21 protein-coding genes are annotated in these 20,891 nt (G+C 45.8%); 6 read left to right on the forward strand and 15 right to left on the reverse strand.

Annotated elements, in window-relative coordinates; genetic code table 11:
* Positions 1 to 72: 72 nt before the first annotated feature.
* Together HFV01_RS06735 and HFV01_RS06740 are read right to left on the reverse strand one after the other, a co-directional pair.
* Complete coding sequence (locus HFV01_RS06735; protein WP_150105303.1) at positions 73 to 345, reverse strand: hypothetical protein; 273 nt, start codon at positions 343 to 345, stop codon at positions 73 to 75.
* Positions 346 to 354: 9 nt separating this feature from the next.
* The gene (locus HFV01_RS06740) at positions 355 to 588 is read right to left on the reverse strand and encodes a hypothetical protein (protein ID WP_190593788.1); all 234 of its coding nucleotides are present in this window, start codon (positions 586 to 588) and stop codon (positions 355 to 357) included.
* Positions 589 to 675: 87 nt separating this feature from the next.
* Between HFV01_RS06740 and HFV01_RS06745 the strand changes: the two genes are divergently transcribed.
* Positions 676 to 1,320, forward strand: coding sequence for a hypothetical protein (locus HFV01_RS06745; protein ID WP_006668440.1), 645 nt, complete (start codon positions 676 to 678; stop codon positions 1,318 to 1,320).
* 351 nt (positions 1,321 to 1,671) lie between these two features.
* On the opposite strand, the gene HFV01_RS06750 is transcribed toward HFV01_RS06745, so the two are convergent.
* Positions 1,672 to 1,944, reverse strand: a complete 273-nt coding sequence (locus HFV01_RS06750) for a hypothetical protein (RefSeq protein WP_193521357.1) — start codon at positions 1,942 to 1,944, stop codon at positions 1,672 to 1,674.
* A gap of 9 nt (positions 1,945 to 1,953) precedes the next feature.
* Positions 1,954 to 2,187 carry a hypothetical protein gene (locus tag HFV01_RS06755; protein WP_190593788.1) on the reverse strand — a complete coding sequence of 78 codons (234 nt, stop codon included), beginning with the start codon at positions 2,185 to 2,187 and terminating at the stop codon, positions 1,954 to 1,956.
* Positions 2,188 to 2,591: 404 nt separating this feature from the next.
* On the opposite strand from HFV01_RS06755, the gene HFV01_RS06760 reads away from it, so the two are divergent.
* On the forward strand, positions 2,592 to 2,879 hold the full coding sequence (locus HFV01_RS06760; RefSeq protein ID WP_193520930.1) for a hypothetical protein: 288 nt from the start codon (positions 2,592 to 2,594) through the stop codon (positions 2,877 to 2,879).
* Between the two features lie 409 nt (positions 2,880 to 3,288).
* Here the strand turns inward: HFV01_RS06760 and HFV01_RS06765 are convergent, their stop codons facing one another.
* Positions 3,289 to 3,525 (reverse strand): hypothetical protein, encoded by a 237-nt coding sequence (locus HFV01_RS06765; RefSeq protein ID WP_193520931.1) that lies wholly within the window; start codon positions 3,523 to 3,525, stop codon positions 3,289 to 3,291.
* A gap of 40 nt (positions 3,526 to 3,565) precedes the next feature.
* The gene (locus HFV01_RS06770; protein WP_193520932.1) at positions 3,566 to 6,196 is read right to left on the reverse strand and encodes a DNA gyrase/topoisomerase IV subunit A; all 2,631 of its coding nucleotides are present in this window, start codon (positions 6,194 to 6,196) and stop codon (positions 3,566 to 3,568) included.
* 285 nt (positions 6,197 to 6,481) lie between these two features.
* Here HFV01_RS06770 and HFV01_RS06775 point away from each other — a divergent pair, with 285 nt between their 5' ends.
* Entirely contained in the window at positions 6,482 to 6,880 is a 399-nt protein-coding gene (locus HFV01_RS06775) for a response regulator (RefSeq protein WP_193520933.1), read from the forward strand.
* An 11-nt stretch (positions 6,881 to 6,891) separates the two neighbouring features.
* On the opposite strand, the gene HFV01_RS06780 is transcribed toward HFV01_RS06775, so the two are convergent.
* The 6 genes from HFV01_RS06780 to HFV01_RS06805 form a co-directional block, all read right to left on the reverse strand.
* On the reverse strand, positions 6,892 to 7,743 hold the full coding sequence (locus tag HFV01_RS06780; RefSeq protein WP_006668443.1) for a tetratricopeptide repeat protein: 852 nt from the start codon (positions 7,741 to 7,743) through the stop codon (positions 6,892 to 6,894).
* Positions 7,744 to 7,831: 88 nt separating this feature from the next.
* Positions 7,832 to 9,244: a sensor histidine kinase gene (locus HFV01_RS06785; RefSeq protein WP_006624348.1), complete on the reverse strand. Its 1,413-nt coding sequence runs from the start codon at positions 9,242 to 9,244 to the stop codon at positions 7,832 to 7,834.
* 82 nt (positions 9,245 to 9,326) lie between these two features.
* Positions 9,327 to 9,848 carry a pentapeptide repeat-containing protein gene (locus HFV01_RS06790; protein WP_006624349.1) on the reverse strand — a complete coding sequence of 174 codons (522 nt, stop codon included), beginning with the start codon at positions 9,846 to 9,848 and terminating at the stop codon, positions 9,327 to 9,329.
* Positions 9,849 to 9,976: 128 nt separating this feature from the next.
* Positions 9,977 to 10,399, reverse strand: coding sequence for a hypothetical protein (locus tag HFV01_RS06795; RefSeq protein WP_006624350.1), 423 nt, complete (start codon positions 10,397 to 10,399; stop codon positions 9,977 to 9,979).
* A 118-nt stretch (positions 10,400 to 10,517) separates the two neighbouring features.
* On the reverse strand, positions 10,518 to 12,218 hold the full coding sequence (pyrG, locus tag HFV01_RS06800) for a CTP synthase (protein WP_035760109.1): 1,701 nt from the start codon (positions 12,216 to 12,218) through the stop codon (positions 10,518 to 10,520).
* Positions 12,219 to 12,411: 193 nt separating this feature from the next.
* Complete coding sequence (locus HFV01_RS06805) at positions 12,412 to 13,587, reverse strand: NAD(P)/FAD-dependent oxidoreductase (protein WP_006624352.1); 1,176 nt, start codon at positions 13,585 to 13,587, stop codon at positions 12,412 to 12,414.
* Positions 13,588 to 13,665: 78 nt separating this feature from the next.
* Here HFV01_RS06805 and HFV01_RS06810 point away from each other — a divergent pair, with 78 nt between their 5' ends.
* Positions 13,666 to 13,815 (forward strand): hypothetical protein, encoded by a 150-nt coding sequence (locus HFV01_RS06810; RefSeq protein WP_006624353.1) that lies wholly within the window; start codon positions 13,666 to 13,668, stop codon positions 13,813 to 13,815.
* 251 nt (positions 13,816 to 14,066) lie between these two features.
* Here the strand turns inward: HFV01_RS06810 and HFV01_RS06815 are convergent, their stop codons facing one another.
* Positions 14,067 to 15,287 carry an AAA family ATPase gene (locus HFV01_RS06815; protein ID WP_006624354.1) on the reverse strand — a complete coding sequence of 407 codons (1,221 nt, stop codon included), beginning with the start codon at positions 15,285 to 15,287 and terminating at the stop codon, positions 14,067 to 14,069.
* A 325-nt stretch (positions 15,288 to 15,612) separates the two neighbouring features.
* Positions 15,613 to 16,176: a hypothetical protein gene (locus tag HFV01_RS06820; RefSeq protein WP_006624355.1), complete on the reverse strand. Its 564-nt coding sequence runs from the start codon at positions 16,174 to 16,176 to the stop codon at positions 15,613 to 15,615.
* Between the two features lie 92 nt (positions 16,177 to 16,268).
* Between HFV01_RS06820 and HFV01_RS06825 the strand changes: the two genes are divergently transcribed.
* Positions 16,269 to 16,934: a cytochrome b/b6 domain-containing protein gene (locus HFV01_RS06825; protein ID WP_318286195.1), complete on the forward strand. Its 666-nt coding sequence runs from the start codon at positions 16,269 to 16,271 to the stop codon at positions 16,932 to 16,934.
* Between the two features lie 132 nt (positions 16,935 to 17,066).
* Here the strand turns inward: HFV01_RS06825 and secA are convergent, their stop codons facing one another.
* On the reverse strand, positions 17,067 to 19,856 hold the full coding sequence (gene secA / locus HFV01_RS06830; protein WP_006624357.1) for a preprotein translocase subunit SecA: 2,790 nt from the start codon (positions 19,854 to 19,856) through the stop codon (positions 17,067 to 17,069).
* Positions 19,857 to 19,997: 141 nt separating this feature from the next.
* Between secA and HFV01_RS06835 the strand changes: the two genes are divergently transcribed.
* On the forward strand, positions 19,998 to 20,882 hold the full coding sequence (locus HFV01_RS06835) for an alpha/beta fold hydrolase (protein WP_006624358.1): 885 nt from the start codon (positions 19,998 to 20,000) through the stop codon (positions 20,880 to 20,882).
* Positions 20,883 to 20,891: the final 9 nt, after the last annotated feature.

Genomic DNA, 20,891 nt, shown 5'->3' on the forward strand with positions numbered 1-20,891 from the left:
CGATCGTTTGATTCCCGCTCAGTTAGTAGGGTGAGATGGTGGTGTTGGGTTCCGTACCTCCACCCAACCTACTCAAATAGGCGATCGCCCTTTGTGGCTCGGGTGAAACCCAACATTTGTTGCTTGGGTTTCACCCAACAGGGAGAGATATGACGGAAAAAGCGATCGCCCTTTGTGGCTCGGGTGAAACCCAACAGGGAGAGATATGACGGAAAAAGCGATCACCCTTTGTGGCTTGGGTGAAACCCAACAGGGAGAGATATGACAGAAAAAGCGATCGCTCTTTGTGGCTTGGGTGAAACCCAACAGGGAGAGATATGGTGGTGTTGGGTTTCGTTCCTCCACCCAACCTACTCAAATAAGCGATCGCCCTTTGTGGCTCGGGTGAAACCCAACATTTGTTGCTTGGGTGAAACCCAACAGGGAGAGATATGACGGAAAAAGCGATCGCTCTTTGTGGCTTGGGTGAAACCCAACAGGGAGAGATATGGTGGTGTTGGGTTTCGTTCCTCCACCCAACCTACTCAAATAAGCGATCGCTCCTGGGAAGTCTCTAGGCGATCGCTCTACGGCTTGGCTAAACTGCACATATATTCACTATCAAAGGAACCAGAAACCATAGTACAATAAACCCAATTGTTTAGATATCTCTTTATTGAAAAAAAAGGAGTTGTTATGGCTTTAATCAATCTAAATTTATTGTGGGTTATAGCAAAAACGGCAGAAGCCTCCTTGCCTGTGGTCGCAGATATTGCAGTAGGAGCGGCAGAAGCCTCGTTGCCTGTGGTTGCCGGAATTGCAGGTGCAGCGGTAGAATCGTTGCCTGTGGTTGCGGGAATTGCAGTGGGAGCGGCAGAAGCCTCGTTGCCTGTGGTTGCCGGAATTGCAGGTGCAGCGGTAGAATCGTTGCCTGTGGTTGCGGGAATTGCAGTGGGAGCGGCAGAAGCCTCGTTGCCTGTGGTTGCCGGAATTGCAGGTGCAGCGGTAGAATCGTTGCCTGTGGTTGCGGGAATTGCAGTAGGAGCGGCAGAAGCCTCGTTGCCTGTGGTTGCCGGAATTGCAGGCGCAGCGGTAGAATCGTTGCCTGTGGTTGCGGGAATTGCAGTAGGAGCGACAGAAGCCTCGTTGCCTGTGGTTGCTGGAATTGCAGTAGGAGTGGCAGAAGCCTCGTTGCCTGTGGTTGCCGGAATTGCAGCCGGAGCGGTGGCAGAAGCTTTGTTGCCTGTGGTTGTGCCTGTCGTTATAGGTTCTACGGTAATTAAGGTTACAGTTGAGATTATTAACTCTCCAGAACCGCAACCAAAACTCAAACCAGCATGAAAGCTCCTGAGAAGTGGCTAGACTCAACTTCGTAGGTTGGGTGAAACTCCGTGAAACCCAACAATTAGGGGTTAAAGATGGTGGTGTTGGGTTCCGTACCTCCACCCAACCTACTCAAATAGGCTAACCCCCGACAAGCATATCATGATGACGGAGAGTTTAACATCTGAGTACCAAGGACTAACTGGACTATGGAGGTTTAAGCGATCGCAATTCATTTTTGAGGGATTTTAATAACTCGGAGCGATCTGATCATCAACCGCCTACCCCCACCGGGTGCGATCGTTTGATTCCCGCTCAGTTAGTAGGGTGAGATGGTGGTGTTGGGTTCCGTACCTCCACCCAACCTACTCAAATAGGCGATCGCCCTTTGTGGCTCGGGTGAAACCCAACATTTGTTGCTTGGGTTTCACCCAACAGGGAGAGATATGACGGAAAAAGCGATCGCCCTTTGTGGCTCGGGTGAAACCCAACAGGGAGAGATATGACGGAAAAAGCGATCGCCCTTTGTTGCTTGGGTGAAACCCAACAGGGAGAGATATGACAGAAAAAGCGATCGCTCTTTGTTGCTTGGGTGAAACCCAACAGGGAGAGATATGGTGGTGTTGGGTTTCGTTCCTCCACCCAACCTACTCAAATAAGCGATCGCCCTTTGTGGCTCGGGTGAAACCCAACATTTGTTGCTTGGGTGAAACCCAACAGGGAGAGATATGACGGAAAAAGCGATCGCTCTTTGTGGCTTGGGTGAAACCCAACAGGGAGAGATATGGTGGTGTTGGGTTTCGTTCCTCCACCCAACCTACTCAAATAAGCGATCGCTCCTGGGAAGTCTCTAGGCGATCGCTCTACGGCTTGGCTAAACTGCACATATATTCACTATCAAAGGAACCAGAAACCATAGTACAATAAACCCAATTGTTTAGATATCTCTTTATTGAAAAAAAAGGAGTTGTTATGGCTTTAATCAATCTAAATTTATTGTGGGTTATAGCAAAAACGGCAGAAGCCTCCTTGCCTGTGGTCGCAGATATTGCAGTAGGAGCGGCAGAAGCCTCGTTGCCTGTGGTTGCCGGAATTGCAGGCGCAGCGGTAGAATCGTTGCCTGTGGTTGCGGGAATTGCAGTGGGCAGAAGCCGTTGCGTGGTTGCCATGCAGTGCAGGGTAGAATCGTTGCCTGTGGTTGCGGGAATTGCAGTGGGAGCAAGCCTCGTTGCCTGTGGTTGCCGGAATTGCAGGCGCAGCGGTAGAATCGTTGCCTGTGGTTGCGGGAATTGCCAGAAGCCTCGTTGCCTGTGGTTGCCGGAATTGCAGGCGCAGCGGTAGAATCGTTGCCTGTGGTTGCGGAATTGCAGGCGAAAGCCTCGTTGCCTGTGGTTGCTGGAATTGCAGTAGGAGTGGCAGAAGCCTCGTTGCCTGTGGTTGCCGGAATTGCAGCCGGAGCGGTGGCAGAAGCTTTGTTGCCTGTGGTTGTGCCTGTCGTTATAGGTTCTACGGTAATTAAGGTTACAGTTGAGATTATTAACTCTCCAGAACCGCAACCAAAACTCAAACCAGCATGAAAGCTCCTGAGAAGTGGCTAGACTCAACTTCGTAGGTTGGGTGAAACTCCGTGAAACCCAACAATTAGGGGTTAAAGATGGTGGTGTTGGGTTCCGTACCTCCACCCAACCTACTCAAATAGGCTAACCCCCGACAAGCATATCATGATGACGGAGAGTTTAACATCTGAGTACCAAGGACTAACTGGACTATGGAGGTTTAAGCGATCGCAATTCATTTTTGAGGGATTTTAATAACTCGGAGCGATCTGATCATCAACCGCCTACCCCCACCGGGTGCGATCGTTTGATTCCCGCTCAGTTAGTAGGGTGAGATGGTGGTGTTGGGTTCCGTACCTCCACCCAACCTACTCAAATAGGCGATCGCCCTTTGTGGCTCGGGTGAAACCCAACATTTGTTGCTTGGGTTTCACCCAACAGGGAGAGATATGACGGAAAAAGCGATCGCCCTTTGTGGCTCGGGTTTCACCCAACAGGGAGAGATATGACGGAAAAAGCGATCGCCCTTTGTGGCTCGGGTGAAACCCAACAGGGAGAGGAGAGATATGACGGAAAAAGCGATCGCTCTTTGTGGCTTGGGTGAAACCCAACAGGGAGAGATATGACGGAAAAAGCGATCGCCCTTTGTGGCTCGGGTGAAACCCAACAGGGAGAGATATGACAGAAAAAGCGATCGCTCTCAGTGATTAACCCTCCATTGTTGTACGGTAAATGGGGCTAACCACCGACAAAATGCGTTCCCCAGAATTCAATTCCACCATGCGATCGCCATAACCATCCTTACCCCAAACCGGAACCACATCAGGAACTAAAGTTACCATACGATTTTCACTGGTTAAACAATAGACAACCTCACCGGGACTAATCGCCGCCAACCCCCGACAAGCATCATCACGGGTGTGAAACTGTAACATTTGAGTACCAATTCCCCCTCGACGGGAACGTTGGAGACTTTGTAGAGAAATCCGTTTAAAATACCCTTGTTCTGACACCAACAGAATAAACTGGTTGTTTAACTCACCCGTTGATGACAGCGTAATACAGCCCACCAACTGTTCATTTTTTCGGAGTCGGGTAGCCACAGAACCCTGAGCGGTTCTTCCCATGACCGGGATCTGCTCAGAATTAATATCCAAACGCAACAGCCGCCCTCCAGAGGTAGCTAAAACCACTTGATCGCCTGTAGCAGCCAGATTAGCATAACTCAACTCATCATTATCTTTGAGTTTCATTACCGTAATCCCCCTAGCACTCAAATCCATGAAATCAGTCCCGGAGAAGCGCTTAATCTTCCCCTCTGCTGATAGCATGATTAAATCAGTCTCTGGGGAAAAAGCACTCTTGGGGGAGGTTCCGCCATCAGTTGTCCGTCTTAGGGGAGAGCTTTGTAAACCCGCCCCCGCAAATGCAGCTACAATCAAATCTTGAGGGCGACTACTGGCATCTTTGGTGGCGGAGGGAGATAATAAGGTGATTAAAGGTACACCACGGGACTTCTGAGACACACTGGGGATATCAGCCACGCTCAAGGGGTAAGCCTTACCCATGCGGTTAATAATCACCAGGGTTTCCGCTGTGGTAGTTAGATAAGAAGCTACGGGAAAATCATCGATCGCCTCAATCGTAATATCCTCACGGGACTGGGGACGAGACAGGGCGCTGGGAGTCACTCGTCGCACATATCCTTTTAGGGTCATTTCGACCAAAGTCTCTTCTACAGCCGGTAATTGGGGGCGTAAAATCTTGGATTTCGTAGGTTTTGAGGGGGGATGCACCTCCTGAGAGGAGGGGACAGACACGGAGGGAGATTCCTGGGGTTCTGAAGAAACAATGCGAGTGCGACGTGGGTCTGAATATCGACGTTTGAGCGATCGCAATTCCTTTTTGAGGGATTTTAATAACTCCGCGCGCTCTGATAATAAAAGGCGCAGGCGATCGATTTGCGCCGCCAACTCCGCCGCTTCCTGCTGCAACTTTTGCCCTTCCAACTGCGTCAATCGTCTGAGGGGCATAGCTAGAATTGTATCGGCTTGCTCGCCAGTCAGATCTAAACGAGTTTCTAGGGATATTTTAGCCGAAGTACCATCGGGAGCATTTCGCAAAATCTCGATCACCTCATCCAAAGCTGCTAAAGCCTTGAGTAAGCCTCCCACCATCAAAGCGCGACGTTCCGCTATCTGTAACTCGGATCTATAGCGACGCAGGAGAGTTTGTTCACGAAACCCTAGAAATTCCTGGAGGATTTGTTTAAGGCTCAGTTGTCGAGGTTGACTGTTGACCAAAGCCAGGAAAATCGCCCCAAATTTCGACATCAAATCCGTGTGCTGATAGAGATTATGCAGCACCACTTCTGGGGTGGCTTCCCGTTTCAGTTCGATTACCACTCTAATCCCTTCGCGATCGCTTTCGTCTCGGATATCAGAAATCCCCTCCAATTTACCCGCATTCACCAAAACCGCCACCTTTTCAATCCATCCGGCTTTGTTGACCTGAAAAGGTAATTCCGTCACCACAATCGCATTTTTAGTGCGTTTACGACCCGCCGTTGGTACCTGCTCAATTTTCGCGACCCCCCGCATGACAATACTACCTCGCCCTGATGTGTAGGCTTCTGTAATCCCTGCTGTAGCCACAATTTCCCCCCCAGTGGGAAAGTCCGGTCCCGGAATGAGTTGCATTAACTTCTGATCGGAAAGGTCGGGATGATCAATCAAAGCGATTAAGCCATCGACTACCTCCCCTAAATTGTGGGGAGGAATATTAGTCGCCATACCTACTGCGATACCAGAGCTACCATTGAGGATTAAAAACGGTAGTTGCGCCGGGAGAACTGTGGGTTCTTGTTGGGAATTGTCAAAGTTACTCGTAAAATCAACCGTCGCTTCTCCTACCTGGGTAAGCAGTCCCTCATTACCAATAGCAGCTAACCGGGTCTCTGTATACCTCATGGCGGCGGGAGGGTCGTTATCTACCGAACCAAAGTTACCGTGACCCGCCAATAACGGATAACGACTAGAAAACTCTTGCACTAACCGCACTAGAGCATCATATACCGACTGGTCGCCGTGGGGGTGGTATTTTCCTAATACGTCCCCAACTACCCGCGCACACTTACGATAAGGGCGATCGGGTGTTAGCCCTAGTTCGTGCATGGCATATAATATGCGACGGTGTACTGGTTTTAAGCCGTCTCGGACATCTGGTAGCGCTCGCCCCACAATTACACTCATGGCGTATTCGAGGTACGATTGCTGCATTTCATTGGTTAATGATGTGGGTATCACTTCCCCGCAAAGAAAATTTAACTGTTTAGCCATGAGTTGGATCGATTTTAGGGTTTAGCAATTTTAATATTTGAGAAACTCTAGGGATTTCAACACCTGAGTTAAGGACGATTTCGGAGCCTACTATTTTAGGTTAACTGCAATGTTGCCCCGTTTTGACCAAAATTTTCAGATTCAATTGCCGATGGAATCAGGTTCAAGTTGCTGTTTTGTGCTCATAATGATATCAGACGGGGATTTTTTGGGTTCGCCCAATACTATCAACCTCGTGTTATGATTGCACATCGTAACTGGAGAGTATGTCCAGCGGAGACTCTGATGAAGACCGTTCTGATTGTAGAAGACGATCCGGTTAATGCCCGCGTTTTTGCCAAAATTTTGAGCAAACGAGGGGGATTAGCGGTTAAGCACACTGAAAACGTAGACGAAGTAATGCAGATAGCTCGCACTAAAGAGGCTGACCTGATTTTGATGGATGTGTCATTGGCTCGCAGTGTGTATCTGGGTAAAGCAATCGATGGGATTAAAATTACCCAGTTGCTCAAGGCTGATCCAGATACAGCTAAGTTACCAATTATTCTAGTGACCGCCCACGCTATGGCGGGCGATCGCGAAGATTTTTTGGCGGAAAGTGGCGCTGACGACTATATTTCCAAACCTGTCATTGATCATCAAGAATTTGTCAATAAAATTAAGTCCCTACTCCCCAAGGATTAGCTATGCTATCCTTAGAGTCGGCTGATGGTTTGCTGCATCCGAGGTGTGGAAAAAAAAGTCCGAGCATCCTCCATGAGGCGATCGCCCCAGAGATTTTCTCGGAGAAATTCAAGCTCTGCATAACGACTATCTAGTTGCAGGGCTTGTTCTCCCAAGGTTAAAGCCCTTTCTGTGTCGCCCTGTCGATAAAGGGCTACTGCAATGGCTAACAATGGCTCGGCGGCGGTTTCATCAATGGCAAAAGCCTCTTCCCAACGCTGCACTGCTGAATCGGTTTTACCGAGTTCGTATTCCACTAAACCAATATTATTAATTGCTGGCCAGAGGAGTCTTTCCAGGTTATAGGCTTCTTTGTATTTGGCGATCGCTTCGTCGAATTTTCCCAGTTGAAAATAGGCATTACCTAAATCAAACAAGGCTCCGGGAACGTTAGGATTGATTCTTAAACCCTGTTCGATTTCCTCCACAGACCTCTGATACTCTCCTTTGCGAAAGTAAGCATCCCCTAAGACAAACCTAATTGCTGGGTTGTCAGGGGCTAAGGCTTGGGCTCTGTTTAGGGCTTCGATTCCGGCTTCTATGCGATCAACCTGGACGTAAAGGCTACCTAATAAAGCCCAGGTTTGATAGTTTTTGGGTGCTAATTGGGTCGCTAATTCAGCCCTGGGTAGGGCGAGTTGGTATTGCTGAAATCGCGTGAGTTGGGCGGCTTCTTCAATTAAACCATCTCCGGTTTGTTGTAAATGTTCTGAGTCTACTTGCAGAGTGTAAGGTAATAGGGCTTGGGCGAATGCTGCTTGGCGCACACCCGCCAGACTTAACCACAGGGGGAGGGTCAGTAGTAACCCCCCTAATTGCCTCATTAGGCGGAAATGGCGACTTGTGAAATGGCTAAAAATTGATGTCCAGAGCATGATGGTTACAGGTGATCAAAGGGGGTTTAATTTAGATTTAGGTTAGGGGGAGCCAAATTTCAAATTCTGTGCCTACACCCAGTTGCGATCGCAGATTTAGCTTGCCTCCGTGTTTGGCGGTGACAATTTGATAGCTTAACCCTAAACTGGTTTCTTTGTCAGCGCGACGATGAGCCGAGAATGACTCCAGGATTTTTTTCAACTGCGACGATGACATCCCCAGACCATTATCACTTATTTTAATTAAAACCCAGGACTCCTGATTTGACTCCCCCCTGGGGGTATCTCCTTGGTCGTCTGTCATGGCACTAACCTTGATGGTAATTTCAATTCGGGGGCGATCGCTTCTTTGAACCCGATGCACTGGCCCAAACTCTTCTACCCAGTCCTGTCTCACCGCCCGATCAATCAGAGCGCTAACCGCATTGGTGAGAATATTCATAAACACCTGATTTAACTGTCCAATATAGCAGGAAATCGGCGGAACTTGACCGTAGTGCCTAATAATTTCGATTTCCCCTTTGATTTGGCTTTGGATTAACAAGACAATACCATCCAAAGACCCCTGCAAATCTGCTGGCTTGGGGTGGACATTATCAATATGGCAGAAGTTCTGTAAGCTGGTGGCTAATCGATTTAGGCGATCGGCCCCTCCACTAATACTAGCAACTACTCGCGGTAAATCCGATCGCACAAAGTCTAAGTCTATCTCCTCCTGTTTAGCTTCAATCTCTGGCGGCACTTGGGGAAAATGCTTCTCATAAGCTGATAATAACTCCATTAACCCTTGGGCGTATTCGTTTAAATGGGTAAGATTACCCCAAATAAATCCCACCGGATCTAAGATTTCGTGGGCGACACCATCTACCAAGCGCCCTAGGTTACTCATTTTTTCACTCTGAATCATTTGGATCTGGGTGCGTTCATAACGCACTTGGGTTTCAATACCTCTAATTTGCCAATGGGCAATATTGAGATCGTCAATATTTAAAATAGAATAGGGGATGGCTGGATTTCCTCGATGAGCTACAACAATTGGTTCGGCAATTAGTTCTGGCGATCGCCTTCTAGCATAGCGCGCCGCTTCTAAAATCGTCATCGTTTCCGGTAAAACCAGCATCGGGAAACCCCCATAGCTATAACAAACTCCCAAGGGTTGACTTGACAACATTTCCCCCCCTTGAGGTCGGATGAAAAACTCTAATAATTGTCGTCGGGAAAGTAGCCCCACTAATTGGGGTTCCTCCGATTCTATGTCTTCCCAAATTAATACCCCAGGTAGTAAAGCGTGACGCTGAAATTGTCGGACTACTTCTGACACCAGGCTATCTGATTTGAGCCCAAAATGATAAGTGGGTAAATCCCCTAAAGTGGCTTCCCAGTCTAGGTCTGGGCTATTTCCCTCTAACAGCCGGGGAAAGGATAAGTAAGTTTTAAATGGCTCTGACACTGGATACTATGGCGATCGGAATTTTGACGCTCATTTGATTATAAATTATTCCGAGCCTTGGTCAGATGAAATCTGACTATCTTTACATAAACCCATTGGGACCAATAGTGCGATCGCATTGTTCAGGAGATAGATTAACTCCCTTAGCCCGAAACAGGTTACAACCAATAAATATAGCCTTTTCTATCTGGGCTCCTTCCAGGTTAGCACCCTGTAGGTCAACATTGACTAGATAAGCATCTTGTAAATCCGCATTATACAAGTCCGCCGCTTGTAAATTGACATCAGACAATTGAGCCCTCTGTAAGTTACTATAGCGCAGATTAGCTCGATAAAAATTACTATGGGATAGGCAAGCATCAGATAAATTACCCTCCTTCAGCTTCACATCCCCAAATTCACTCTCAATAATCTCTGTATTGCTCAAATTAGCATAACTTAAATTAGCATAGGGCATATATACTTTAATTAATCGACTTGCTAGCAGTTGAATATTTCGCAAATCTACCTCAAATAAATTTGCTCTCACTATTTCAATCTTTACAAAATCTCGTTGACCATTAACATAATTTCGCCATAAATCCTGATCAGTTAACTTCTGCATTTTGGAATTATTCAAGATATCATTTCTTTTCAGGAATCTTTCCCCGAAAAGTCGATTGCCGTTTTACACTGTAGGACACCTATACACCAAAACCGATAAGTTTTAATCTTTTTTTTATAGTTAGCGATTTATGGCATTGAATAGCCGGTAGTTTTATAAATATAATCTTGAATTCTTTGATAAGTACCCGGGTTGCTGTGGCGATTAATCACTACCTGTTCACGGGTATTCGCCAACCAAAATACAATCCGCTGAGTACCATCACAGCTAAATACTTGGATACGACTCAAATCAATTATATATTCATTGCGGTCATAATTAAACTTAATCCAAAACCCTGTTTCTGGACTTTCTGCTGTTTGTGTTTTGATGTAATCGAGAATAATTTGATAGGTTTCTGGGTGAGTTTTTGGATTAATTACAATAGGATAGTTACCGTCTTTTAACCAAAAGGTTAGGCGATGATTTAAGCCAAAACAAAATGCACCGATGCTATGGAGATCGATAATATAGGTTTCTCTTTCATATATCAATTTAATCCAGTGCGCCACAAGATTACCTCAAATCTGTGATTCTTGCCATAATTAGTCTTAGGAAAAATGCAGCATTATAGATTACCAAAATCCAGCCCCAACCAACTGATAAAATTCAATTGGTGGGCGGTAATTGCTAGGACTTATCAGCGGAATTATTGACTACCGCCGGAGGTTTACTTTCTGACCCCAAGGTGGTTGTCTTGTCTTTCTTTAATAAATGACAAGCGGCTTGAATTAACCCTTTGAACAGGGGGTGGGGAGTATTAGGTCGAGATTGAAACTCAGGATGGAATTGGGTAGCAATGAAAAATGGATGCTCGGGAAATTCAATAATTTCTACCAAGCGACCATCTGGAGATGTACCACTGATCATATAACCGGTTTCCAAAAATAGACTTCGATAGGCATTATTAAACTCATACCGATGTCGGTGGCGTTCATAAACCACTTCCTGATCGTACAGTTTGGAGGCGAGGGTATCAGGCTTTAACCTACAAGGATATAACCCTAAACGCATAGTTCCACCAAGATCGACAACATCCTGCTGTTCTGGTAATAAGTTAATTACCGGGTTAGGGGTGTTGGGATCAAATTCGGCACTATCTGCGTTTGCTAGTCCCGCACAATAACGCGCCCATTCGATAATAGAACATTGCATCCCTAAGCATAGACCTAAAAACGGGATTTGATGTTCTCTGGCATAACGAATCGCCGCAATTTTACCATCAATTCCCCTGACCCCAAATCCCCCCGGTACAATAATACCGTGAACTTCTTTCAGGGCTGATTGTACATCATCAGTTTGTAGGTCTTCTGAATTTACCCATCTGAGATTGACTTCGGTTCCCACATCAATTGCTGCATGGCGCACGGCTTCTACTACGGATAGGTAAGCATCGCTTAACTGGATGTATTTACCGACGATCGCAATTTCCACGGGGGTGGGTTCCATAGTCGCCAATCCACCCCTTTGGGTATGATAGAGGCGATCGACAAGAGTTTGCCAAGAACTCAGATCTGGCTGTCGCTGTTCTAATTGTAGAAGTTCCAAGGTTTGCTGGGCGAGTCCTTCTTTTTCCAAAATTAGGGGTACTTCGTAAATGCTATCAGCATCTTGGGCTGTAATCACACTCTCTACCTCTACATCGCAAAACTCGGAGATCTTCTCTTTTATCCCCATAGGTAAAGGGCGATCGCATCTACAAACCAGAATATCTGGTTGAATACCAATTGATCGCAATTCCTTGACCGAATGTTGAGTCGGCTTAGTTTTCATCTCCCCCGCCGCACTAATAAAAGGCATTAAGGTAACATGGAGATAGACCACATTTTTTCGGCCCACATCTTTCCGAAATTGTCGGATCGCCTCCAAAAAGGGTAAAGACTCGATATCCCCCACGGTTCCACCCACCTCTGTAATTACCACATCTGAATGAGTATTCTGGGCTACCCTATGGATACGTTCCTTACACTCATTGGTAATATGGGGGATCACCTGGACTGTTCCCCCTTGATAGTCTCCCCGTCTCTCTTTATTGATTACAGCTTGATAAATCGCCCCCGCTGTCACACTATTGAGCCGGGACATAGAAGTGTCAGTAAATCTTTCATAATGTCCCAAGTCTAAATCAGTTTCTGCCCCATCTTGGGTAACAAACACCTCCCCATGCTGAAACGGACTCATAGTTCCCGGATCGACGTTAATATAGGGATCTAACTTGAGGATGGAGACCGAATAGTTACGGGATTTTAGCAAACGCCCTAAACTCGCGGCCACAATTCCCTTACCGATACTGGAGACGACCCCACCTGTAATAAAAACAAACTTAGCCATAAAAATGATCCAACGCTCACCCATTGGGACTACACTTATTCTGCCATAAAACTGAACCCTTGCTAGTTAAATCTTGACACTGAACACTTAATTTTTGTTAATGTTCGTTAATGTGTTTCCCTCTGGGCTAGACCAAAGCATCCTCCCGGCTACATTTGTTGACAGCCATTAAACCCCATTAGTATCACGATATTTAAACATATAATCTACTGGGAGATAATTGCTCAAATATAGAATCGGCTTTTCCAGCTAGATACTCCCCATAGCGCTGGGCTAAGGGTGGCACAAATACCAAGGGATTACTAAAGCCTGAAAATATATGGATTCCTGACCAATTCGGCACCGCACCTATCAGGGGTAAACCATCCCCGCTAAAGGCGACTAAACAGTGATGCCAAGTGGCTGGCAAATCGGCTAAACTCGGTAAAATTTTGGCGATCGCCTCTCGGATAGTTGCCTCACTTTCCGCCTGATTAATCACCGCGTTGGGATTACTCAAAGTTCGCGAAGGTTGCCCGATTCTCAAACGACCATCTAACAATTGTACAGCACTAGGGTCTATAATAAATGGTGCTAATTCCTGATAGGGGTCATCCCACAACTCTTCTAGTTCCGGCTGAGTAGCGATCGCTTCCAGCCTAAATCTGGGCATAGTCGCCGACATCACTACAGTTCTCAATTTTGGCGGCAATTTATCGGTTTCTAAAACCTCCGTATGAGTAAAGTGTATTTTTACTTTAATTCCCGCTGCTTTTAACAGTTCCCTACTCATACCACCCGCACAAACCACCACATTAGCAGCCGATAAATTTTCCCCATCTGCAATCACACCAGTTATCCGATTTCCCACTCTGATTAAATCAGAAACTATGCCAATTTTGACAGTTCCCCCTAACCGTTGGAAACCATGTATATATCCCTGGTTTAGAGCCTCTGGTAAAATGTGACCATGGCGCACCGTAAACGCACCAGCTATTTCTTCCGGGTTTAGTAGGGGTTCTAATTCGCAAGCGGTTTGAGTATCCACCCACCTAGGAGGAGTCACAAAAGGGGGATAATTAGCGGCTATAGCTTCCGGGTGAGTATCTCTGGGGACTGTTAACACCAGATCGACTTCCCGCAACTGTGTATCAACCCCTAACTCCTCTGATAAAACCTGATGGCGTTTCCGTCCCTGTTGACACAATTCATAGGTTAAATCATTATAACCCCCCCAATAAGCTAGTCCCCCATAACTGTAGCGCGTAGCATTTTCTGGGGTCGGAAACTGATCTATTAACATCACGGAAAATCCGGTTTTGGCTAATTCATAACTGAGGGAAGCACCAGCAATTCCCGCACCAACTACAATCCAATCAACAGTTTTCATGGTCTAATTTTTATATGGATTACCTAAGATTTTCCCATAAATAGCGATCGCACTACTATATTATTCATACCCACCCCAATGGTTCAGGAAAGGGTCAACCCCATAGTTACTATAGGCGATCGCTCCAGTGTCAGACCCCCTAAACCTATCACCTTACCCAATAACTTGGAAAGTGGCTATTCTGTTACTCATCCTGATGAGAATCGATATAAGCAAGCAACCATTTAGCTTCATCGAAATCTTCCATGATAGTTTTTAAGTCTAGTAATCCGATTAATTTATAAACATCAACAGCTTATGAACAGTTAAAATCGCCTTATTTTGTGCTTTAACTACTTCTATATAAATCGTAATATATATCATGTCTCACCGCCTTCATTTCATGATTTGTCTGAATTTTGGGTATATTACAGACATGAATGGATGGCTATGATTGGCTAACTCTATGTAATTCAAATTTATGTATATCAACGGAATATCTACCATCTTTTACCGCCTATAAGACCTTGCAGCCATGCTTGACCGACCAGAAAATTATCAAGCCAGTCCTCAAACTCATCTGATGACTTAAAATTTACCTCTGTCTCATTTTTCTGGTTTTTTTCAAATATTAATACATCCTCAATATCGAATGAATTTAGCAGCAATGGTGAATGAGTCGTTACGATTATTTGCGTATTTTTCGATGCTTGCTTGAGTGCATCTGTGATGGTATTAATCATGTCGGGATGAAGATTTGTTTCCGGCTCATCAATACAGACTAAGTTACCTCGTTCAGGGTTAAATAATATGGATAATAGCAAAAGATAGCGGAGGGTTCCATCTGAGATATGTTCCATAGAAACTGACTTAGCCAGATAATCTTCACGAAGGACTAAGTATAATTTAGAACCCAAAAAATTAAAATTGATGTCTTTAAAATGTGGGTTAATTTTCTTGATGGCTTGCTCGATTTCAGCATACCAGAGAGAATTGTTATTTCTGATGTTGTTAATAATCGTCATCAGGTTTTGTCCATCATGGGACAATTTTCTTTCAGTACCATAGCTGGAAGGTTGTCTGATGACACTTTCAAAGGTGGTATCAAAATAATAATAGACAGCTACCTCTTCTAAAGCTCTTTTTAAGGTGAAAATAGGATAAAATCTCTCCGGGTCTGAAATCTGACTTAAAACGGGTTCTGTGGATTTAAAATTGACCTGTTGACTTTCTTGGGGATATCTCTGAAAACCCACTTTTCCTTCTTCCCGAGTGGAAATAACTCCCTGGGCATTATTCATGTCCATGAAGATAAAATCATCTTGATCATCACTTCGGCAATATAGCTTTTCTTTCAAGTAATATGAAGTTGACCCCGCTTTAAAGATTGTGAGTTCGTAAATGGGATTAGTTTTAAATTGGAATCCTCTTCTATTGTGATTTTGGTGAATTGCATCTTTGCTAAATTCAAAGCCGAGTTTTATATAGTCTTTGGTGTCCTCATTAAAATTGGCCACGGCATCAAAGCCACTCCACTTTTTTAAAAAAGTCTTTTCCAATCCATTCCCGGCAATAATCTCATACAGTAAAGCGATCGCCTTTAACAAGTTGGATTTGCCACTACCATTAATACCTAGGAGAATATTCACACCAGGATTCAGCTTGATGGTTGTGGGTTTTCGGAAACTAAAAAAGTTTTCTAAGGTAATTTCTGACAGCATTCTTATGGATTTTTCTTTGATATGGTCTGTGTCTGTCTAAGTTATACAGCTTGTTCACCAGTCGCTTAATACATTGCCCTCACCCTAAATCTGGATCCCAGAAAGGGAGAGGGACTTTGAGAGGTGATCAGATGATTTCTGAACAGGCTGTAACTTGGATTATACTATAAAGATGCTTGATTTCGGTCTGGGGACTGTTTCTGGCTGCTGTCTTTTCATTCTTCCACACTTCTCCTCTTGATAGTCAGACAAGTTTGCGCCCCAACTAGGCTGGGGGTGAATGGCGACTATGGGGACTACAATCCTATCCATTTATGGGTAAAAATTAAGGCGGCGATATGGGTTCATATAAGATGGTTTTTCCTCGCCTTTGACCAGAATCTTGCCATCCCCGTTTATGTAGTTCTCCTAGGCGGTTTAAAGTGGTAATATATGGGGCGGAAACTCCCAAAATTTGCGCTAATTCTTTGCCGGTTTTTAAGCGAGAATCAACTTCTTTAGGTGATGGTTGGCGTGATGATGGTGGCGAGGGTTTTGATAACTTATTTGATAACTTACCAGCCGGGGATGCTGGCGGCGGTGGTGCAGAAGCGCGATCGCTCGCTTTTGAGTCTATATAATTCGGCAATATGTCCCGAATTTGGGGTTCCAGATTTTGTTGCAAATAATCTTCAATAATTTGTTTGATATCGAGATCCATTCTCCCATCTGAACCAGAGGAAAAGGCGATCGCTACCTGATGATCCAGAGGTGCCAGATAAATTTTGATTAACCCAACTAACACCTGTTCAGGGGACATTTGATAGGTCGCACAACGTTGCTGGAAATCCTGCCATAGCTTAGGATTAACCCTCAAATTAATCGAAACTTCATGGTTTGAGACAACCACAGAATTTACCCTATTGTAATAGCCTTTCTCATTATAGATTACTCCTTTTCTCGCCCAAATCACACGGAGAACAAAGGATAATTATACCCATTGTGCAAGTTATCCTAAAACCCTGCTATACTATTGATAAAGAAACTCAAAAAGACCTAATTATGAGCGCTTCCAAACCCTACCAGCCCTTGCTATTTCGCCTATTACACGGCTTGAATAGCCTTTTAGTATTTGGATGTATTATCACTGGCTATCTCGTTTACGAAAGCTACGATCGCCGTTTCGGGACTCTCTGGTTAATCCCGGAAGATAGCAACCTGATCGACATCCATGGAACCTGGGGATTTTTCCTATTTTTTATGGCCTTAGCCTTCACCTACTACAGCCTACGTCGGGGGAAAAAACGCCTCATCCAACCTGACACCCTAGCCCAACTCAAACGGACCACACAGCCAATCTGGTGGTACACCCTCCATCGAATCACCAACACCATAGCCTTATTAGCCCTAGCACTAGCCGTCATTTCTGGGAAATTCCAGGACGAAAACTGGCTGAGGGTAGGGGAAACACACCATTTGTCGTATAATATCCACCTGTTAGCTTGGGCAATTATGATTGTGGCGATCGCCCTTCATGTTCTGATGGCGGCGCGGGTTGGAGGTGTTCCCCTGCTGCTGTCTATGGCTAATTCTCAAATCAAATCCAGCGACCATCCCCGTCTCTGGTGGGGTAACTTGCGAAACTGGCTAAAACATCCCCGAATTTGACTATAAAAACGGAAAAGGCACTTGGGAGTCTGGCCGAGTTTCGACCCCAAGTACCTCTTCCTTCAAACCTTACTCCTCACACTTGACAACCAATATATACTATTTTCCGAGATTGTCAAGAGCATTTCCCAATTAAGCCACCGCAGGCTGAGGCTGAAACTGGAACATCGAGTAAATCACATTCCGGCGAATATCCGTCATCATATCCAGGAAAAGTTCGTAACCCTCCCGTTTATACTCCACCAGCGGGTCTTTCTGACCATAGCCTCGCAGACCCACAGACTCCCGCAAAGCATCCATTTGCTGCAAATGTTCCCGCCACAGAGTATCAATCTGTTGGAGAATAAAAAACCTTTCCGCATCACGCATCAGTCCAGGGCGAATCTGATTTACCTGAGCCTCCTTAATATCATAGGCATTACGCAGTTGTTCATACAAGAAAGTCTTAATCTCCTCAACCGTCATATCAAACAACTGTTCAGAAGTCAGATCCTTCAGCAAATAAACAAACTCCTTCACCTTAGCCACCAAAGTCTCAAGATCCCACTCTTCCGAAGGCAGATCCGGGTTAATATAAGCCTCGACGATATCATCCATCGTCTTTTCGCCATACTTAATCACCTGTTCCTTGAGATCCTGACCTTCCAATACCCGGCGGCGTTCCGCATAAATAGCCCGACGCTGATTATTCATTACCTCGTCGTACTCGAACACCTGCTTACGGATATCATAATAATAAGTTTCTACCTTTTTCTGGGCATTTTCCAGCGATCGCGTCAACAACTTCGACTCAATAGGTAAATCCTCCTCCACCTGAAAAGCCGTCATCATCGCCGCCACCCGTTCACCACCAAAAATCCGTAGCAAATTATCTTCCAGACTCAAAAAGAAGCGAGTCGAACCCGGGTCTCCCTGACGACCAGCCCTTCCCCGCAACTGGTTATCTACCCGACGGGACTCATGGCGTTCTGTACCGATAACGTGCAATCCTCCCAGGGACACCACCTCATCATGTTCCTCATGAGTAAACACCTCATACTCAGCCACAATAGCCTGATAAACCTCCCGTATCCGCTGAACCACCACATCAGTAGTGGGAGCTTTTTCCGAGGCTACAGCTAGGATATCCTCAGCCATAAGTTCAGGAACACTACGTTCCCCATAAACCGACACCGCAAAATCTACCGCCGATCGCAGTTTCTCTTGAGTCTCTACCGACAACTCCGTGGGAAAAATTCCCGCCGCCACCTTCCAAACCTTCGGCTTATCAGCAGCAGCAAAACCCTGGGGCTTATTACGACGGGGACCCCCTCCGATTTGAGGGATAGCCAATTCTCGCTCATCTTGCGGTTTCACAATTCGGGGCATAAAATACTCCCGTAACTTCAACCGCGCCATATAATCAGCATTACCCCCCAGGATAATATCAGTTCCTCGCCCCGCCATGTTAGTAGCAATAGTTACAGCCCCTTTGCGACCAGCCTGCGCCACAATTTCTGATTCCCTTTCCACATTTTCCGGCTTCGCATTCAAAAGATTATGGGGAACCTCCTGCTGTGATAACAAACCAGAAAGCAACTCCGATTTTTCCACACTGGTAGTTCCCACCAATACAGGTCTACCCATATTGTGCATTTGCGCGCATTCAGTAGCGATCGCCAGCCATTTCCCCTGCTCAGTTTTATAAACCATATCCGACAAATCCGCACGAGCCGTCGGTCGGTTAGTCGGAACTACCGTCACCTGCAAATTATAAATCTTCTCAATTTCCGCCTCCTCAGTTTTCGCCGTCCCCGTCATCCCCGACAATTTGGGATATAGCAAAAAGAAATTTTGATAAGTAATTGTCGCCAAAGTTTGGGTTTCCGGCTGAATTTCCACACCTTCCTTAGCCTCGATCGCCTGATGTAAGCCATCACTCCAACGCCGACCCTGCATTACCCGTCCCGTGAACTCGTCTACAATAACGACTTCATCATCCCGAACGATATAATTAACATCCTTGATAAACAATTCTTTTGCTTTCAACGCATTAAACACAAAATGCGCCCAAGGGTCATTAGGATCATATAAATCCTTAACCCCCAAAAACTCTTCCGCCGCCGCAAAACCCTCATCCGTCAGCAGAACATTACGCGCCTTTTCGTCCACCTCATAATGTTCCTTATCCTTCTGTAGCGCCTTCGCCACCTCCGCCGCCCTCATATACTTCTCACTAGGACGTTCTACCTGACCAGAGATAATCAACGGAGTGCGCGCCTCATCAATTAGCACCGAGTCCACTTCGTCAATAATGCAATAATTGAAAGGACGCTGCACCACCTCTTCCATAGAGGTCGCCATATTATCCCGCAAATAGTCAAACCCAACCTCACTGTTAGTTGCGTAGGTAATATCACAGCTATAGTTCTTTTTCCGTTCCTCTGGACCCATTCCCTGCTGGATTAATCCCACACTCAACCCCAGAAAACGGTGTACCTGTCCCATCCACTCAGCATCACGACGCGCTAAATAATCATTAACCGTGATAATATGCACCCCGTGACCTGATAACCCATTTAGATAAGCCGGGAGGGTCGAAACCAGGGTTTTTCCTTCCCCCGTTTTCATCTCCGCGATTTCCCCCTTATGTAAAATCATACCCCCCAGCACCTGAACATCAAAGTGCCGCATTCCTAACACCCGTCGGGAAGCCTCCCTGACTACAGCAAACGCTAACGGTAAAATTTCCTCCAGGATTTGTTCCCTTTCCTCCCGGTTTTTGGCTTTCGCCAACATCTCCTTAAACTCCCCCGTCTTTGCCTTTAGACCTTCATCGGAGAGCGATCGCACATCTTCCTCTAGGATATTAACATCCGTCACTACAGGCTGATATTTTTTGATTTTCCGGGCATTAGGATCGCCCAGCAGAGCTTTAAGCATAGCAATAACAGGATAATCTCAACACTTTCCTATCTAGTATAGGGTTTATTCTTTACCATGAAACTCCCATAGCCAGATCTTTTCCAATGCGATCGCATCCCTGTTGGTTTAGATTATAATTACTGATTGCCATTGCTTTTTATGTTTCCTGAGTATTTACCCCCACTGGCTGAACCACTCACCGAATTGACTTCTATCTCCCTCGCTGAAGCAATTATTGCTCAACCCATAACCCTCCCAGCCGTCCCTCAACCTATCCTCACTACCTATGTCCGCCAAGGAAACCCACAGCCTCCCATTCTTCTCCTACACGGTTTCGATAGTTCCGTCCTAGAGTTTCGCCGACTCTTACCACTATTAGCTAATACCACCGAAACCTGGGCCGTGGATCTATTGGGCTTTGGCTTTACGCAGCGATCGCCTTATTTAACCGTTAATCCTGCTCATATCCTAGCCCATCTCTACGCTTTCTGGCAATCCCGCATCAATCAGCCAGTTATCTTAGTTGGCGCTTCTATGGGAGGTGCTACAGCCATCGACTTTACCCTAAATCATCCCCACGCTGTACAATCTCTCGTCCTAATTGATAGTGCCGGAATCAATAAAGGTCCCATCGCTGGCAAGTTTTTATTTCCACCCTTCGACTATCTCGCTACCGAATTTCTGCGACAACCCAAAGTTCGCCAAAGTATCAGCGAAAACGCCTATTTTGACAAAACCCTCGCCTCCCGTGATGCTCAGTTATGCGCCGCGTGGCATCTACAATCACCATTATGGAATCGCGGTTTAATTGAGTTTACCAAAAGTGGCGGTTATGGTGCTTTTGGCGATCGCTTAAATACTATTCAACAACCCACCTTAATTTTATGGGGCAACAATGACAAAATCTTGGGAACCAAAGATGCCGATAAATTCCGAACCGCTATCCCTAACAGTAAACTTATCTGGATTGACAAATGCGGTCATGTTCCCCACCTCGAACAGCCACAAATTACCGCCAATCAAATACTCGAATTTGTCAATTAGCCACCCTCT

The sequence above is a fragment of the Limnospira fusiformis SAG 85.79 genome, from assembly GCF_012516315.1.
In the GTDB taxonomy this organism is placed as follows: Bacteria; Cyanobacteriota; Cyanobacteriia; order Cyanobacteriales; family Microcoleaceae; genus Limnospira; species Limnospira fusiformis.

What these genes read in the sequence shown, in the direction of transcription:
- HFV01_RS06745 (WP_006668440.1), top strand. Translation starts at nt 676, where the DNA reads ATGGCTTTAATCAATCTAAATTTATTGTGGGTTATAGCAAAAACGGCA.
- HFV01_RS06770 (WP_193520932.1), bottom strand. Translation starts at nt 6,196, where the DNA reads ATGGCTAAACAGTTAAATTTTCTTTGCGGGGAAGTGATACCCACATCA.
- HFV01_RS06775 (WP_193520933.1), top strand. Translation starts at nt 6,482, where the DNA reads ATGAAGACCGTTCTGATTGTAGAAGACGATCCGGTTAATGCCCGCGTT.
- HFV01_RS06780 (WP_006668443.1), bottom strand. Translation starts at nt 7,743, where the DNA reads ATGAGGCAATTAGGGGGGTTACTACTGACCCTCCCCCTGTGGTTAAGT.
- HFV01_RS06790 (WP_006624349.1), bottom strand. Translation starts at nt 9,848, where the DNA reads ATGCAGAAGTTAACTGATCAGGATTTATGGCGAAATTATGTTAATGGT.
- pyrG (WP_035760109.1), bottom strand. Translation starts at nt 12,218, where the DNA reads ATGGCTAAGTTTGTTTTTATTACAGGTGGGGTCGTCTCCAGTATCGGT.
- HFV01_RS06805 (WP_006624352.1), bottom strand. Translation starts at nt 13,587, where the DNA reads ATGAAAACTGTTGATTGGATTGTAGTTGGTGCGGGAATTGCTGGTGCT.
- HFV01_RS06810 (WP_006624353.1), top strand. Translation starts at nt 13,666, where the DNA reads ATGGTTCAGGAAAGGGTCAACCCCATAGTTACTATAGGCGATCGCTCC.
- HFV01_RS06815 (WP_006624354.1), bottom strand. Translation starts at nt 15,287, where the DNA reads ATGCTGTCAGAAATTACCTTAGAAAACTTTTTTAGTTTCCGAAAACCC.
- secA (WP_006624357.1), bottom strand. Translation starts at nt 19,856, where the DNA reads ATGCTTAAAGCTCTGCTGGGCGATCCTAATGCCCGGAAAATCAAAAAA.
- HFV01_RS06835 (WP_006624358.1), top strand. Translation starts at nt 19,998, where the DNA reads ATGTTTCCTGAGTATTTACCCCCACTGGCTGAACCACTCACCGAATTG.